The 14371-nt window shown below is 44.3% G+C and carries 16 protein-coding genes; 3 read left to right on the plus strand and 13 right to left on the minus strand.

The window, feature by feature from the left end; genetic code table 11:
* Positions 1-47: 47 nt before the first annotated feature.
* The gene (locus tag F6X55_RS16380; RefSeq protein WP_153464764.1) at positions 48-998 is read right to left on the minus strand and encodes a DHH family phosphoesterase; all 951 of its coding nucleotides are present in this window, start codon (positions 996-998) and stop codon (positions 48-50) included.
* A 102-nt stretch (positions 999-1100) separates the two neighbouring features.
* Here F6X55_RS16380 and F6X55_RS16385 point away from each other — a divergent pair, with 102 nt between their 5' ends.
* Complete coding sequence (locus F6X55_RS16385) at positions 1101-1391, plus strand: YtpI family protein (protein WP_026569714.1); 291 nt, start codon at positions 1101-1103, stop codon at positions 1389-1391.
* 65 nt (positions 1392-1456) lie between these two features.
* Here F6X55_RS16385 and F6X55_RS16390 read toward each other — a convergent pair whose 3' ends face one another.
* From F6X55_RS16390 to F6X55_RS16425, 8 genes are all read right to left on the minus strand, one after another.
* The gene (locus tag F6X55_RS16390; protein WP_026569713.1) at positions 1457-2770 is read right to left on the minus strand and encodes a DRTGG domain-containing protein; all 1314 of its coding nucleotides are present in this window, start codon (positions 2768-2770) and stop codon (positions 1457-1459) included.
* A gap of 73 nt (positions 2771-2843) precedes the next feature.
* A complete protein-coding gene (locus tag F6X55_RS16395; RefSeq protein WP_026569712.1) occupies positions 2844-3071 on the minus strand; it encodes a hypothetical protein in 228 nt (75 codons plus the stop codon).
* Positions 3072-3662: 591 nt separating this feature from the next.
* Positions 3663-4343, minus strand: coding sequence for a metal-dependent hydrolase (locus F6X55_RS16400; protein ID WP_153464766.1), 681 nt, complete (start codon positions 4341-4343; stop codon positions 3663-3665).
* A gap of 86 nt (positions 4344-4429) precedes the next feature.
* Positions 4430-5986, minus strand: a complete 1557-nt coding sequence (locus tag F6X55_RS16405; protein ID WP_026569710.1) for a polyamine aminopropyltransferase — start codon at positions 5984-5986, stop codon at positions 4430-4432.
* A gap of 96 nt (positions 5987-6082) precedes the next feature.
* Positions 6083-6478 carry a DUF350 domain-containing protein gene (locus F6X55_RS16410; RefSeq protein ID WP_026569709.1) on the minus strand — a complete coding sequence of 132 codons (396 nt, stop codon included), beginning with the start codon at positions 6476-6478 and terminating at the stop codon, positions 6083-6085.
* Positions 6479-6504: 26 nt separating this feature from the next.
* Positions 6505-7158, minus strand: a complete 654-nt coding sequence (locus F6X55_RS16415) for a DUF4247 domain-containing protein (protein WP_026569708.1) — start codon at positions 7156-7158, stop codon at positions 6505-6507.
* Positions 7159-7288: 130 nt separating this feature from the next.
* Positions 7289-7957 (minus strand): PspA/IM30 family protein, encoded by a 669-nt coding sequence (locus F6X55_RS16420; protein ID WP_026569707.1) that lies wholly within the window; start codon positions 7955-7957, stop codon positions 7289-7291.
* 17 nt (positions 7958-7974) lie between these two features.
* On the minus strand, positions 7975-8484 hold the full coding sequence (locus F6X55_RS16425) for a DUF4178 domain-containing protein (protein ID WP_026569706.1): 510 nt from the start codon (positions 8482-8484) through the stop codon (positions 7975-7977).
* 222 nt (positions 8485-8706) lie between these two features.
* On the opposite strand from F6X55_RS16425, the gene F6X55_RS16430 reads away from it, so the two are divergent.
* Entirely contained in the window at positions 8707-9801 is a 1095-nt protein-coding gene (locus tag F6X55_RS16430; RefSeq protein ID WP_153464768.1) for a M24 family metallopeptidase, read from the plus strand.
* A 188-nt stretch (positions 9802-9989) separates the two neighbouring features.
* Here the strand turns inward: F6X55_RS16430 and F6X55_RS16435 are convergent, their stop codons facing one another.
* The 3 genes from F6X55_RS16435 to F6X55_RS16445 all read right to left on the minus strand — a co-directional run bounded on the left by F6X55_RS16435 (position 9990) and on the right by F6X55_RS16445 (position 12700).
* A complete protein-coding gene (locus tag F6X55_RS16435; RefSeq protein WP_153464769.1) occupies positions 9990-10541 on the minus strand; it encodes a DinB family protein in 552 nt (183 codons plus the stop codon).
* Positions 10542-10759: 218 nt separating this feature from the next.
* On the minus strand, positions 10760-11881 hold the full coding sequence (gene ald / locus F6X55_RS16440) for an alanine dehydrogenase (protein WP_026569704.1): 1122 nt from the start codon (positions 11879-11881) through the stop codon (positions 10760-10762).
* 66 nt (positions 11882-11947) lie between these two features.
* Complete coding sequence (locus tag F6X55_RS16445; protein ID WP_026569703.1) at positions 11948-12700, minus strand: SDR family oxidoreductase; 753 nt, start codon at positions 12698-12700, stop codon at positions 11948-11950.
* Positions 12701-12855: 155 nt separating this feature from the next.
* Here F6X55_RS16445 and F6X55_RS16450 point away from each other — a divergent pair, with 155 nt between their 5' ends.
* Positions 12856-13296 carry a universal stress protein gene (locus F6X55_RS16450; RefSeq protein WP_026569702.1) on the plus strand — a complete coding sequence of 147 codons (441 nt, stop codon included), beginning with the start codon at positions 12856-12858 and terminating at the stop codon, positions 13294-13296.
* 46 nt (positions 13297-13342) lie between these two features.
* Here F6X55_RS16450 and F6X55_RS16455 read toward each other — a convergent pair whose 3' ends face one another.
* Positions 13343-14149: an EcsC family protein gene (locus F6X55_RS16455; RefSeq protein ID WP_153464771.1), complete on the minus strand. Its 807-nt coding sequence runs from the start codon at positions 14147-14149 to the stop codon at positions 13343-13345.
* Positions 14150-14371 lie beyond the last annotated feature (222 nt).

Here is a 14371-nt window from a genome sequence, read left to right on the forward strand (position 1 = left end):
CGCTGCCTTCATGGCAAGAGCAGTCCTGATTTCAGATGTTCGGCCCATTAATCGAATTTATAGCTCGCGCACACATTCTCCATATCACTTATAACGTTTTCTGTTTCTTCCCAGTTTGTTACGGTAGCACCTGCAGCCATCGGATGGCCTCCGCCATTGTATTTCGCAGCAATTTCATTCACTACCGGTCCTTTTGAACGAAGTCGGACACGAATAATATCCTCCTCTTCCACGAAGAAAGCCCATGCTTTGATTCCTTCCATGTCTCCAAGGATTCCCACGAACTGGCTCGTTTCAAGAGAGGTGACTCCAAATTCTTCCAAAGTTTTCCGAGGGATTTTTACATTGCAAAAACCGGCCTCGCTGATTTTAAAGTGCTGGAGGATATACCCTTTCAGCCTTGCTACATTTGGTTTGGTATTATAAAGAGCATCGTAAAGCTTTGGCCGGTCAAACTCATACGTGACCAGTTCAGAGGCATATTGAAAGGTCTTCTTGGTAGCGCTCGGGAATAAGAACCTTCCAGTATCCCCTACTATTCCTGCATAAATTAACCGAGCCGCCTTATCATTGAAAGCAAACCCCATATCTCTTCCTTCTACATACAACTCATATATCATTTCACTGGTAGAGCTGGCCTTTGTTTCCACCCAGGCATAGTCGCCATACGGGTCCACATCAGGATGATGGTCGATCTTGATCAGCTCTTTGCCTTTCTTGTAACGTTGATCTGCGATCCGTGCCTGGTTGGCGGTATCACATACTATGACTAGTGCTGCTTCATATAATTCATCTGTCACTGTATCCATTTTTGCCAAAAAACTGAGAGAAGGGTCCTCATCACCTACGAGATAGACAGCTTTTTCGGGAAAAGAATGCTTGATCAACTCGCCCAATCCGGCTTGGGAACCGAAGGCATCCGGGTCGGGCCTCACGTGCCTATGAATAATGATTGTCTGGTATTGCTTGATTTTTTCTAGTATTTCCTTGTTTTTCATCGAAACACTCCCTTTGGAATAATCTTATTTTAGTCCTAGCAAAACGAGTGAAAAAAAGCTACAATGGAGACGTTGTAAAATAAGGTTAGGAGTAGATTTTTCATGGTAATTTTCCCTATCATCATTATGGTTTCCTTAATTTTGTACGTCTATTATAAGGTAGCAATTCTCAGAAGTAACGATACATTGAATCAATTGTATATGAATGCCAAAGGAAAAATCTGCTTAGGCATCTTTGTTGTGTTCTTCGGTGTAAACCAATACCTGTATTACCAGACACAGCTCGCCCTATACATCGGGATTGTCTTTTTCCTGCTGGGTGCCATGCAATTGGTGGATGGTTATAAACGTGCACGCCATTACCGGAAAGAACAAAAAAGGCTTTCAAGATAATATATGTATATGAAGAAGCAGGAGCAGCCTGCTTGGAGCCGGCCCTCTGCGGCCGGCGTCTCACTCTATCTGTCGATCAGTTGGGCAAGCAACAAGGCCTTTCCGACTAACACTTTCTCGTTGAAAACTTCGATGTCCACCTTTGCGAATTTTCTTCCGGCCTCAAGCAGCCTAGGCCGAATCTCCAGCATACTTTCCAATTGCACCGGCTTGATAAAGTAAATCGATAGATTTTCCACTACTAAATCGCCTTTTTTATACTGTCGCAGGAGCCTGCTCGAAGCTTCGGTGACAAAGGAAGTGAACACACCGTAGGATAATGTGCCAAGCTGGTTTGTCATTTGTGGAGTGACCACCGAGCGGTAAATGGCCGGGCTGTCCCCATCCTCCACAACGTCCAGCCTGCTTGTAACAAGATCGTCGATTGTCTCTCCAACATGTGGTTGTCGCTGTATGTGCTGTAACGCTTTTAGCACATCCTGTCTGGAAACAAGCCCCTCCAACTTTTGAGAGGGTCCGACAACAGGCATGATTTCGATTCCTTCCCATACCATCATATGGGCAGCATAAGTCAACGATGTTTCCTTTTGCACAGTCATCGGATTCCTGGTCATCACTTTTTCTACAGAAATAGACTTGTCTTTTCCTATTATATCCTTGGATGTCACCATGCCGATGACACGATTGTTTTCATCGACAACCGGATAGCGACTGTGTGTTGTTTGTTCATTCAATTGATACCATTTTGCCAGTTTGTCCTTCGCTGTCATTAAAACGACCTCGTTTTTCGAAGTATAGATATCTCCGACAAGGACAATTTCTTTTTTTATCAATTGGTCATAAATCGCTCTGTTGATCATGGCTGCAACGGTAAAGGTATCATAACTGGTCGATATAATCGGGAGTTTTTTTTCATCTGCCAGCCGTTTTACATGTTCATCTGTATCAAAACCACCGGTTATCAGTACGGCCGCCCCCTCCTGGATTGCCAGTTCATGGGCACCCACCCTGTTGCCGACGATCAACAAAGAGTCTCTTTCGGTGTACCGCATCATGGCATCCAGTTTCATGGCACCGATCACAAACTTATTCAACGTTTTGTGAAGCCCTTCTCTCCCGCCTAATACTTGGCCGTCGACAATACTGATTATTTCTGCAAACGTTAAATGCTCAAAATTCTCTTTTTTCTTCGTTTCTATTCTAATCGTGCCGACACGTTCGATCGTGCTGACCATCCCCTGATTTTCCGCTTCTTTGATAGCACGGTAAGCTGTTCCTTCACTGACGTTCAACTCTTTTGCGATCTGTCTTACGGAAATTTTGTGTCCGACTGTCAGTGAATCAATGAACGCGAGGATTTGTTCATGTTTGGTAGCCAAGCCATTCACCATTCTTTCATCTGTACTAATAATTTTTATCTACTTGTTATTATACAGATGTTCGGCGCTGCCTTCAATTTTTACCAGTTGCCACCCGTCGCTCATTTCCTTGTTCCATGACCGGAGGCTTGGTCATTTGTAAAAGTGTAGCCAGATTTGCCCCTGCGACAAGAAGGAAAAACGCGAGCCAGCCCGCCCAGAAGTATCCCGCAGCCGGGCCTGCCTGTCTCCCGATTTCCGGCCAAGCCACGTATAAAAAGAAACAAGCCAACAATATTCTCAACAATGCATACTGTTTCACCTATTCACCCCCATCTGTTTGGTTGTACTATTGTATGCGTCGTCCAGAAGGTACATGCTCTTCAAAAGCAAAACCCGCAGTCGCTCACTGTTTTCACCGATGCTTCTCCTGTTTGCTCCGACGTTCTCCAAGCGTATTTGGTTCACTTTCGCATGTGGCGGTGTGATTTTCACTCGTGACCAAATAAAAACCGAACGATTCGTCAGTGGCCACTGAAAAAGTCCTTTCTAATCTAGACGAATCGCTTATCGGTCGATGCTTGCCGCGGGCACGGCCTCAGCCAACTTGGTCAAGAAGATCGCTTGACCAAGTGGATCTTCGGCTCGCGCCCATTCCTCCGGAGTCTGCGCTCCTCGCCTCCGTTGGATGGAATAAAACCGCTTAGGTACACGATGAGCACTTGGAGTTTGATTTGGTTTTTGCTTTAATGGCCATGCTTAAGTTGTCCCTGCCTCTTAAGACCTCGAAGGGGGAGGCGCAGGAGCTTTACGAGGCTGTTCCTGCCGTCGATTAACCACGAGCAATGAAATTGATGATTTTCAATAAAAAAAGAACCCCCGCCGTATCAGGCAGAAGCTCTTATCATATCTGTTAAAGATCAATCGATTGACCCGGTTTAAGTGCTATGCCCTTTCCAGGTTTCACTTTCTCTGCAAATGCGTCCCCGTCCTGCTCAATCAATGGAAATGTATTATAGTGAATAGGCACAACCTGCTTCGCATTGACCCATTCCGCAGCGACCAACGCATCTTCCGGTCCCATGGTGAAATTATCACCTATCGGCAGTAATGCAAGGTCTATTTCATTCCTCTCACCGATTAATTTCAAATCGGAAAACAGACCTGTGTCACCTGCGTGATAAATCGTTTTCCCCTCTACCGTCAACAGAATTCCAGCCGGCATCCCGGTGTAAATGCTCTCGCCATTTTCATCCGTGAAAGCAGAACCATGAAATGCCTGCGTGAGTTTGACCTTCCCAAAATCGAACTGATGAGCACCGCCGATATGCATTGGATGGGTATTCAACCCCCGTGATGACAAGTAGTTTGCCAATTCGTTCGGTGCCACTACCAGAGAATCATTCCGTTTAGCGATATCGAGGGTATCACCAACATGATCGTTGTGACCATGCGTCAGCAAAATGACATCCGCTTCGACCTTGCTTGCATCAAGGTCGGATGCTCCATTTCCTGTGATGAATGGATCAATAAAAATCTTATGTTTTTCCGTCACTACCTTCACAGCTGATTGACCGTGGAAAGACACTTTCATTTCTCTCACTCCTCATAGTTTATCGTTAATTTCATCCTAGCAAGACAAAATGCTCTATTCAAACGTTATACCCTTTTTCATCATTTTTAATAGTTTTCCCAAGCTCTTTCGTACTTTTGAATAAGATTCGGATCAATCAACGTATTCGGCTGTAGTTCGGAAGTATCGCCTCCTCCTTCCATCGCTTCCATTGGATTGCCTTCATCCTTACCGAACTCAGTTAAACCAGGGAGCATGTCGGTAGTGAGGAATCGAACAGGCACATTTATTCCCAAATCGTTCACATGAATTTCCTGCCGGCTTCCCATCACAAATCCCCAATTCCCGAAACTGGGGACATCGACATGGAAATTTTCTATATTCAATCCGGTCGCTGCAATCGTTTCGGATATGGTCCAGTATACGTCTCTCGCAAATACCGGACTGGTCGCCTGCACCATTAAAGATCCTTCAGGGCGTAAATGATTCCGGACAAGCGAATAAAACTCTTTTGTGTACAATTTATTTAAACTCTCGTCATTCGGATCGGGAAGATCAACAAGAATCACATCAAACCAGCGATCTGTATTTTCCAGAAACTGAAAGGCATCCTGATGGATGATGTCTACCTTTTCATTTTGCAACGATCCCTGGTTCAATTCCAACAAATGCGGCTCCTGTTCTGCAAGTTCGACGACTGCTGGGTCTAAATCCACCAGTGTTATGTTTTCCACATCCTGATATTTCAGTACCTCCTTGGCAGCAATCCCATCACCGCCACCTAAAATCAATACACTCTGATGCTTGTCGGCTTGTGCCATGGCGGGATGGACAAGCACCTCATGATAGCGGTATTCATCGATAGAGCTAAGCTGCAGTCCCCCGTTCAAATACAAACGGGTGTCATTGCCGTCTTTCGTCAAAATGATTTTTTGATACTGACTTTCTTCCATATGAATGATAGGATCTTGATAAAGTTTTTGTTCAAAGGTAAACGCCATCTCCTCCCCAAACAAGAAGCCCAGCAGAAGTGCCACCAGAATGACGCCGCCAACTAAAAAGTGAACGGTTATGCGACTGATCTCCTTCCGGAAAAGCCATAATACAACAAGCGCGACCAAAAGATTGATACAGCCAACAAAAAATGCACTTTTCACCATTCCCAAAGCCGGGCGAAGAAAAAACACGAACAGAAGTCCCCCTATCAAGCCTCCTGCATAATCAGAAAACAATACCCGGGCGGTACTACGATTCAAGGTGACACCGATTTCGTTAGCTTTCCTGATTAAAATCGGCAATTCCAGACCTGTCAGCCCTCCGACAGTCAATGTGATGATATACAAAAACAATGCGTCGGATCCATCAGGAGAAAAAGCTGTAATTCCGAACATGGCAAAACTGGAAAACCCGCCGATCAACGCGACAAGAAATTCAATATAGACAAAAGCAATCAATAAATGCTTCATCACTTTTTCACTTATGCTTGCCCCGATTCCCATTCCAGTCAAGAAAAAAGAGATGACCAATGTGTACTGCTTGACGCCATCTCCAAGGATATAAGATCCAAGTGCACCAAACAGCACTTCGAATACGATTCCACAAATCGACACAATTCCTGAAGCCCAGTAGATAAAATTACTTTGCCTGACAGCTTGTTGTTCCAATTAGATTCACTCCGTCTTTCCATAGTCTTTAGCAAAAATAAAGTTGGGCCTGACTTCTTGTTACGTAAAGTCAGACCCATGCGACACAATTGGTATTTATGTAATGGATGCCCCGATTACAAAAGCTAATCCGATCGAAACAGCCAGAGATACAATGCCGACTGCAGTGTTATTTTCTTTTAACTTTACTTCGACCGAAAATTTTCTTGTCAGCACTTCAAACAATAAATAAGCGATAACCTGCAATACCACTCCGTAAACGCCCCAAATCACCGTTTCCCAAATGGTCACGCTATGATAGATGGCAAAAGCGAGCACAATACAAATACCTATTACTTTTCCAGAGACGGACAGTGCAACAGCAGCGTTTCCATTCTCGATTTCTTCCCAATCACGGTACTTTCTTGTCAAGGTTTCGAACACAGCCAATCCGGCCAGCACAACCAATATAGCAATAATGAAATAAATAAAAGTCGATACAAACGGACCCATTTCCATTTCTTTCCCTCCTCTAATTTTTATTTACCAGCACTCGCTCCACCACCACGGTAGGAAGACATTCCTCTTTTCGTGTTCAATCCTCCGCGGTCACCCGTCGTATAGCCTCCATAACAGCCGCCGTTCCGGCACTGTTCCATTCGTGTTTTCTCCCAGTTGGAAGTTCCTAGCATTCTATTCAACAGTAGAAAAGTAAAAAATCCATTTAAGTGGTTCGGTGAGTAATTGCTTCGCACGAATTGGTCAGAAGCCACTTCGATCAGCAACACATCCTGGTCTTCCTCACTAGGCTTGAAGGTGACAAAATAATCTGGGTAAATCAATATTTGTTCCCCATCTTTCACCTCACTTGTTTCATCAGGCTGCTTTATACTGGAAACAAGTGATACCAGCTGTTCCCTCGTGAATTGTCTGGTGGCATATACATTCGCTTCCGCGTCATCACCTGAAATGACATCCAGCAAATAAAAATTGTTGGCAAAAACTGCTTCGATGTCCTGATTGGAAGAAGCTTTCAACTGCTCCTCTATTTCCTGCCTATCCGGTTCTTCCGGTATTTCTTCTACGGACACCGATGGTTCTTCCTCGGTGCCAGAAAGCCGGGAAAGATCAGATCCACATGCAGTCAGCAATAAAACAAGCGACAGCAAACAAACCCCAAATAGTTTGTGCATGATGGAAGCCGTACCTCCTTTCTAATGGGAAGAATACCTGCAAAAACCCTTGCAGCCTGTGGCAGGTACAAGGGTTTTACTGGTGACTTCTTCACCTGTCTATTCCATCCCCTGATCGTAACGGCAACTATTATTCCTTGCCGAGTTTCTTTTTCAAGGCGGCTAATTCATCATCTACACCGCTCTTTTCCAAACTTTCAAATTCATCATCAAGCGACTTACTTGAAGCAGACAAGTCATCAGAAGTATCTGCCTCCGCTTCAAATTGCAGGACTTTTTCCTCCATGCGTTCGAATCCCCGTTTCGACTCGTCACTTCCGATTGAAGACATCGTCCGGTTCATCTTGGTCCGGGTTTTTGCAGATTCGGCCCGGGCTTTCAGAGAATCTTTTTTCAATTTCATTTGCTGGTACTCTTTTTTCATTTCATCCAGCTTATCACGAAGCACTTTGGAATCATTTTGAGCCCTGTCCCACGATTCTTTTAATGTATCTGCCTGTTCCTGCTGATCTTTTTTATCTTCCAGCGCACGGCGGGCCAAATCTTCGTTTCCTGCTTCAATCGCTTTCTCAGCCTGACCTTGCCTTTTATCAACCAATGCCTGGGCATCGTCGTATTTCCGCTTCAACATTTTTTCATTGGCGATTTGTTTGGCAACCGAGCTTTCCACTTCGCGAATATCGGATTCCATGTCGCGCATGAACTGCTCCAGCATTTTCACTGGATCTTCTGCTTTATCCAACATGGCATTGAGTTCCGAGCTTACAATAGTACTGACACGTTTAAACATTTTGAACATAGGTGAGTCCTCCTTTATTATATGGAACCTGCAATGATTTTAATTTCATAAGGTTCAATTTCATACCCATAACTTGCTTCTATTTCGCCGCCCCAGTCCTCCAGGCTAAGATAATGCTCTTCGTCTTCATCATAATATTCCGCATAGTGTATCTGTCTGCCGTTTATGTTTCTGCTCCTGCCTTCACCTACCACCCTTGCTTCTCCCTGCTCATCAAGATAGTAAACGGCATCCTGATAAGTCAATTGTTTCGGAAAAGGTTTCGAGACGGGAAGATTTACCGATTGATAAATACCAAGCTCCAACTGTTCATCCATTTCAGCAGAAAGCCATATGGTGTTTTTCCCCTCCAGAAGCTGGTAGCCGAACCATTCATAACTGTCCTCACGATAGGTGATTTTTCCGACCACCTCGTAATCGACGAGATCATAGGTTACAATATCACCGACCTCGATCGATAAGGCGGACCGTTCTTTTATTTCTGGTTTTTTTGATTCTTTTTTAAACAGTTTCGAAAATATTCCCACTGGTTCACCTCATCTTTCCAAGAAAAATCCTTGTATATTCCTGTTTACGGATGAAATATCCCTCAGGTTTCAAATTCTTATTAAATTTTCTTTTCCTTGTTACTTATGGTAACAAAGTTCCTGCCAAAAAGATATTTCAGCCTTTCATTCCCCGCTAATATTGTCATTATACCGGGCTAGTTTGTTATACTAATATAAGATAAAGAAAGGTGGCAGAAATTCATGGAACGATTACAAACGTTGATAGAAAAACTCAAACAGCAAAACTTCGACAGCGCCCTGGTTACCTCCAAGGCAAATGTCTATTATCTAAGCGGTCATTATACCGATCCACACGAACGACTGGTGGCAGTCTACATAAGTAGTGATGAAGAGCCATTGTTCATACTCCCGGAAATGGAAAAAGAAGACGCCATCGCTTCCGGCTGGAAAGGCGATTTCCTCACATACAAAGATCAGGATAACCCCTGGAAATTATTCAAGGACTATTTAACGAAGCGAAATAAAACTCCCGACACAATCGCCATTGAAAAGGAAGATTTTTCGGTATCCCGGTTCGAGCACCTACAACAAACAGTCTCAGGCTGCGAAATTGTGGATGGGACAGAGATATTGGCTGGTTTACGCGTTATCAAGGACAAAAAAGAATATACGATTCTCAAACAAGCTGCCGATTTAGCGGACTTCGGTATCAAAACAGGTGTGGAGGCAATCCAGGAAGGGGTTTCCGAAATGGAAATCCTGGCTAAAATCGAATATGAATTGAAAAAACAAGGTGTGAGGGAGATGTCTTTCTCCACCATGGTACTATCCGGCAAAAAAACTGCCTCTCCACACGGAACACCTGGGCAGGATAAAGTTGAATCAGGTGACTTGGTGCTGTTTGATCTTGGTGTCGTATTTGGCGGGTATTGCTCCGACATCACCCGAACAGTTGCATATAAACAGATAGATCCAGAGCAGGAAAAAATCTATCAAACCGTGTTGAAGGCACAGGAAAAAGCGATTGATGCTGCAGTAATCGGAAATGCAGCCGGCAAAATGGATCAAGTGGCCAGAGAGCATATTGCAAGCCAAGGTTATGGTGAATACTTCACCCATCGGATCGGTCACGGGATCGGTGTCGACGTCCATGAATACCCATCGTTAACTTCCGAAAACGATTTAACCCTGAAAGAAGGAATGAGCTTTACCCTGGAACCAGGTATATATGTACCCGGAGTGGGGGGCGTCAGGATTGAAGACGAAGTGTTCCTGACTAAAAAAGGGCCGGAATTGCTAACAAGCTATCCAAAAACATTGCAAATAATCGAATAGAGGAAAATCACCGATAAAACAAACACCGAAGTTAAAAAGGCCGGGACAAAAACATGGCCACCAAAGCAAAAACGGAACGGATTCTAATTCAACGAATCCGTTCCGTTTTTTGGCTATATACTGAATAAGGACGATTGATGCGTTCTTCCTACCACTACGGCAAGATTCTACACTTTCGACGGGCATGCTTAAGTATTTTGTTGATGATTCATATTCATATGGTAAACGACATAATCAGTAGAGATACCCTTATATCCTGACTGTCTCAACATGGCAGTAATGTTTCCTCTATGATATGTGGCATGATTGATAAGATGGCCAACTAAGTGAAAAATGGAAATTTCCATTTCCCCGAATGTGGGATGCTGAATTGATAGTTCAAGCATAGGATCAGAGGTTGCCTTCAAAAAAGATCGGAAGTCCGCTTCAAGCCGCTGGTAATCAGATTCTATATCTTCAAGACTCTTTTCTGCATAACTGCTTGTCAACAACTGGCGGTCAACATATTCTTCGATCGTGTCAAATGCCTTGCCCTGCATCACTTTCAACCATATCGTTTCCGTGAAATAAACATGGACAAGCACCGTAGCCAGTGTGGGGAAGACACTTTCCACCTCCCTGTGAATAACTTCTTCGGGAGGACTTCTTAAGTGGTCAAACAGACGTTTATTCGACCACGTATGATAGTTATATTGATCAATCAGATGACTCAATGGATCCAACTTATTCCGGGTCCCCATTTTTTCTCCCCCTGTCCTTTTGTAAGTAGTATAACGAAGAACGAGGGAGGGAATTCAGCCATCCTCCCTCCATCATCCATTATTAAAAGCCTAAATCATCAGCGATCCAGGCTTTTAATCGAAAGAAACATCCTAGTCCCGGTTTTCTCTGATAGATGTTCTCGTCCAATGAAGATAAAAAACAACAAAGTCTTTGCGAAAAAACTTCATTACATCTATCAACTGTCTTGTAATATGCTTTCGGCTTCAGCATACTCCAATTTATGTGCCTCTGCCACCGCCTTGTAGGTAACAAAACCATTTAATGTATTGATCCCTTTCAGGAGTGCTTTGTTATCTGCACAGGCCTTCCGATAGCCTTTGTTAGCCAATTGTAGCGCATAAGGTACGGTAACGTTCGTCAGACCTATTGTCGAAGTGCGCGGCACCGCTCCGGGCATGTTGGCAACCGCATAATGCAGCACTCCGTGCCTGGTATAAGTAGGATTATCATGAGTCGTAATTCGATCAGTTGTTTCAAAAATGCCTCCCTGATCGATTGCGACATCCACGATTACGGAGCCTTCCCGCATAGATTTGATCATTTCCTCGCTAACAAGCTTCGGAGCTTTGGCACCAGGGATCAGCACAGCCCCAATGACCAAATCCGATTCTTGTAAAGCTTCCGCGATATTCAGTGGGTTGGACATGAATGTATTGATGTTCGATCCAAAGATATCATCAAGCTGGCGGAGCCGCTCAGGATTCAAGTCAATGATAGTGACGTCAGCACCAAGACCGGCTGCAATTTTGGCAGCATTAGTTCCTACCACACCCCCGCCTATGATGGTCACTTTTCCTCTTCTCACACCTGGAATTCCCGAAAGCAGCACTCCTCGGCCACCCTTCGGTTTTTCAAGAAATTGAGCCCCTATTTGCGAAGCCATGCGTCCCGCCACCTCGCTCATTGGAGTCAAGAGTGGCAGCGACCCATTATCAAGCTGGACTGTCTCGTAAGCAATGGATACCACTTTATTGTCAATCAACGCCTTGGTCAATTCCGGTTCCGGAGCCAGATGCAAATACGTGAACAGGATTAGTCCATCATAGAAAAATCCATATTCTTCTGGAAGCGGTTCCTTTACTTTCATGACCATCTCCTGCTCCCACGCTTCAGCGGCGGAAGGAACGATTTCGGCACCGGCAGCAATGTACTGTTCATCGGTAAATCCCGAGCCAAGCCCGGCTCCGGTTTCCACGATCACTCGATGGCCGGCACTTTCCAGTGTAACAACCCCTGCTGGAGTCATCGCCACTCGATTTTCATTGTTTTTAATCTCTCTAGGTACCCCGATATTCATTTGTCATCCCTCCAAATAGTCTGCATTTCTTGCAGGAATCTTTGTTATGTATAGTAAGAACACCATTCACCGGTACCGGTGAATGACATCCAAACCACCTGTGACTTCAAAAACAGAACCTGTGATCATGTCGGAGTCTTTCTCGCAAAGAAATAAAATGGACCTGGCGATATCTTCTCCCGTTCCCGACCTGCCTATCGGCGTCTTTTCATCGGGTATTTTGCGACTTGCCTCTATACCGGCCTCTTTCATGTCACCTGTAATATTCCCAGGGCATACCATGTTAGAAGTAATTCCGTATTCCGCTTCTTCATATGCAATCGATTTGGTCAAAGATACTAAACCAACTTTTGCTGCTGCAAAAGCAGAACGGTATAGCCATCCAGCTGCGGTGTTGGCTCCCTGAAACCCGTAATTGATCACCCTGCCGAAACTCTGCTCACGCATCCCCGGAATGGTAAGTTGCAATAGATGAAAAACAGAATCAAGATTCCCTTTCATCATAGCATCCCATTCCTCCTGTGAATAGTCCATTAATTTCTTTCTTTCAAATATGTAAGGTCCAGCATTGTTGATCAAGTAATCGATAGTTCCGTATTTAGTCATCGCTTGCTTTACTAGTCCTTGCAAGTCCTTTTTGCTGGTTACATCCGCTTGAACAATATGTAAAGGATCTTCTTCATGCAACTCGGCTAATGCTTCCGCTTTCTCTTTATCTTTCCAATAAGTGGCGGTGACTTGATGACCAGCCTGCAAGAAAGCTTCTGTCACTTTTCTGCCCAATCCTTTCGTTCCAGCAGTTATAAGTGCATGTCCCATAAATTGCACCTCCATTGTCAATGAAACTTTTGGCCAATTCATCTTTATCCTAACTTAACCTAAACAAAAATTCTATCTTCACGTATTTAGTCCGTCTATCTGAGATGTTCCGGCCATGGTATAATAGAATAAAGAGGTAGAAAGGAGTCTTTTCTATGGAGTTTGAATACAAACATATTGTAGCGGCCGTCGACGGTTCAAAAGCTGCGGAACTCGCCTTTAACAAAGCGGTTGATATCGCCAAGCGCAACCACGCCCAGCTGATCCTGGCCCATGTCATTGACCATCGCACATTCGCAACTGCTGAAGCTTATGACCGCTCGTTGGCTGAAAGGGCAGAAACTTACGCGAACGAACTGTTAAACGGTTACCGGGAAAAAGCTGAAAGAAATGGTGTGACCAATATTGTTACCGACATAGAATACGGATCTCCTAAAATCAAAATCGCTAAAGATATCGCCAGAAAACACAAGGCAGACCTGATTATCTGCGGTGCAACCGGAATGAACGCTGTGGAAAGATTTCTAATTGGCAGTGTTTCCGAAAGTGTCACTAGATATGCTTCCTGCGATGTGTTAGTAGTAAGAAGCGAATAAAAAACAAAAGCCTATCCCTAAGGTTTATCGGGATAGGCTTTAACAGTTATACAATACACCTTTTTTGATAGAATCGAAGGGAAAACTCGCCGACACGTCTTGCCAGTCGGTAATTCCAGGCAGCCCCCGCAGCTATTCCAAGCAGCGGGACTCCTTGAACGACTTTTCTTCTAGCTGTTAAAATAAGCAGCGACTTCACCACTTGCTTTATCGGCTGCTGCAGCCAATTTTCGTCTACCAACTCATCATTCCCCTGATACATGTAATCGGCTGCAGACTTGGTTTCGGAAAGCAGGTTTTGCCATGCTTCCCACTGCATTCTTTTTGGCAGGATGGCGGCTTGAAAAACTTTTAGTGACAGCATCATTTCAGTCGGCCGACGAATTTCTCGTCCAAATCCCATTGCAATCAACTGGACTAGCCGCAAATTCATAAGCACTTGCAAGGGGAAATCCGTTCCAAGTAACAGCACGCCTCCTGTACCCGCGACACCTCCTTGCGCCAAGGCATACAATCGTCCCTTCGCCATTTCCTGCACGGAAATAAAAGAAGATTGTTCAATGGTCAATCTTTGCATATCCTCAATCGAATTTATCGACGGAAGAAAAATCCTTCCCTGAGCTATTAATCTTTCCCTTGCTTCCTTTTGCAGTGCCGAGCCTTGTAAATAGGCGTGTGAATGAAACAATAAATCATCCAAAATACGGAACCATTCGGATTTTTGATTTTCGTTCAATCGATTAACCGTATGGTATTGCAAAGCATCATAAAGTCGTTGAAAATCATTGGCCGATTGCGATTCAAGCTTTGTTTCCCAACGGGAGACTTCCTGATTAATCGGACTTGCTGCCACACGATCCCCCTCTTCCCTGCTTTTTTTCTATCGTAACACAGGGACAAGACTATGCGCGTGGCATAATTAGAACTTTATGAAACTGCTACATTTGAGTACCTGAGCAGCTTTTATTCATTCTCATGCTGACAGTTCATACAAATATCAAGACTAGGACATGCCTTCACATTCTTCTGGAACCGAATGAACTTGGCGCAAAGGGATGTACTATTTGCGCACTTT

This window comes from Sediminibacillus terrae, assembly GCF_009602435.1.
GTDB lineage: Bacteria > Bacillota > Bacilli > Bacillales > Amphibacillaceae > Sediminibacillus > Sediminibacillus terrae.

Coding starts and splice junctions, on each gene's coding strand:
- F6X55_RS16415 (WP_026569708.1), bottom strand. CDS start 7,158: ATGCACAAACTATTTGGGGTTTGTTTGCTGTCGCTTGTTTTATTGCTG.
- F6X55_RS16450 (WP_026569702.1), top strand. CDS start 12,856: ATGGAGTTTGAATACAAACATATTGTAGCGGCCGTCGACGGTTCAAAA.
- F6X55_RS16410 (WP_026569709.1), bottom strand. CDS start 6,478: ATGGGTCCGTTTGTATCGACTTTTATTTATTTCATTATTGCTATATTG.
- F6X55_RS16400 (WP_153464766.1), bottom strand. CDS start 4,343: ATGAAAGTGTCTTTCCACGGTCAATCAGCTGTGAAGGTAGTGACGGAA.
- F6X55_RS16380 (WP_153464764.1), bottom strand. CDS start 998: ATGAAAAACAAGGAAATACTAGAAAAAATCAAGCAATACCAGACAATC.
- F6X55_RS16445 (WP_026569703.1), bottom strand. CDS start 12,700: ATGGGACATGCACTTATAACTGCTGGAACGAAAGGATTGGGCAGAAAA.
- ald (WP_026569704.1), bottom strand. CDS start 11,881: ATGAATATCGGGGTACCTAGAGAGATTAAAAACAATGAAAATCGAGTG.
- F6X55_RS16420 (WP_026569707.1), bottom strand. CDS start 7,957: ATGTTCAAAATGTTTAAACGTGTCAGTACTATTGTAAGCTCGGAACTC.
- F6X55_RS16430 (WP_153464768.1), top strand. CDS start 8,707: ATGGAACGATTACAAACGTTGATAGAAAAACTCAAACAGCAAAACTTC.
- F6X55_RS16385 (WP_026569714.1), top strand. CDS start 1,101: ATGGTAATTTTCCCTATCATCATTATGGTTTCCTTAATTTTGTACGTC.
- F6X55_RS16435 (WP_153464769.1), bottom strand. CDS start 10,541: ATGGGGACCCGGAATAAGTTGGATCCATTGAGTCATCTGATTGATCAA.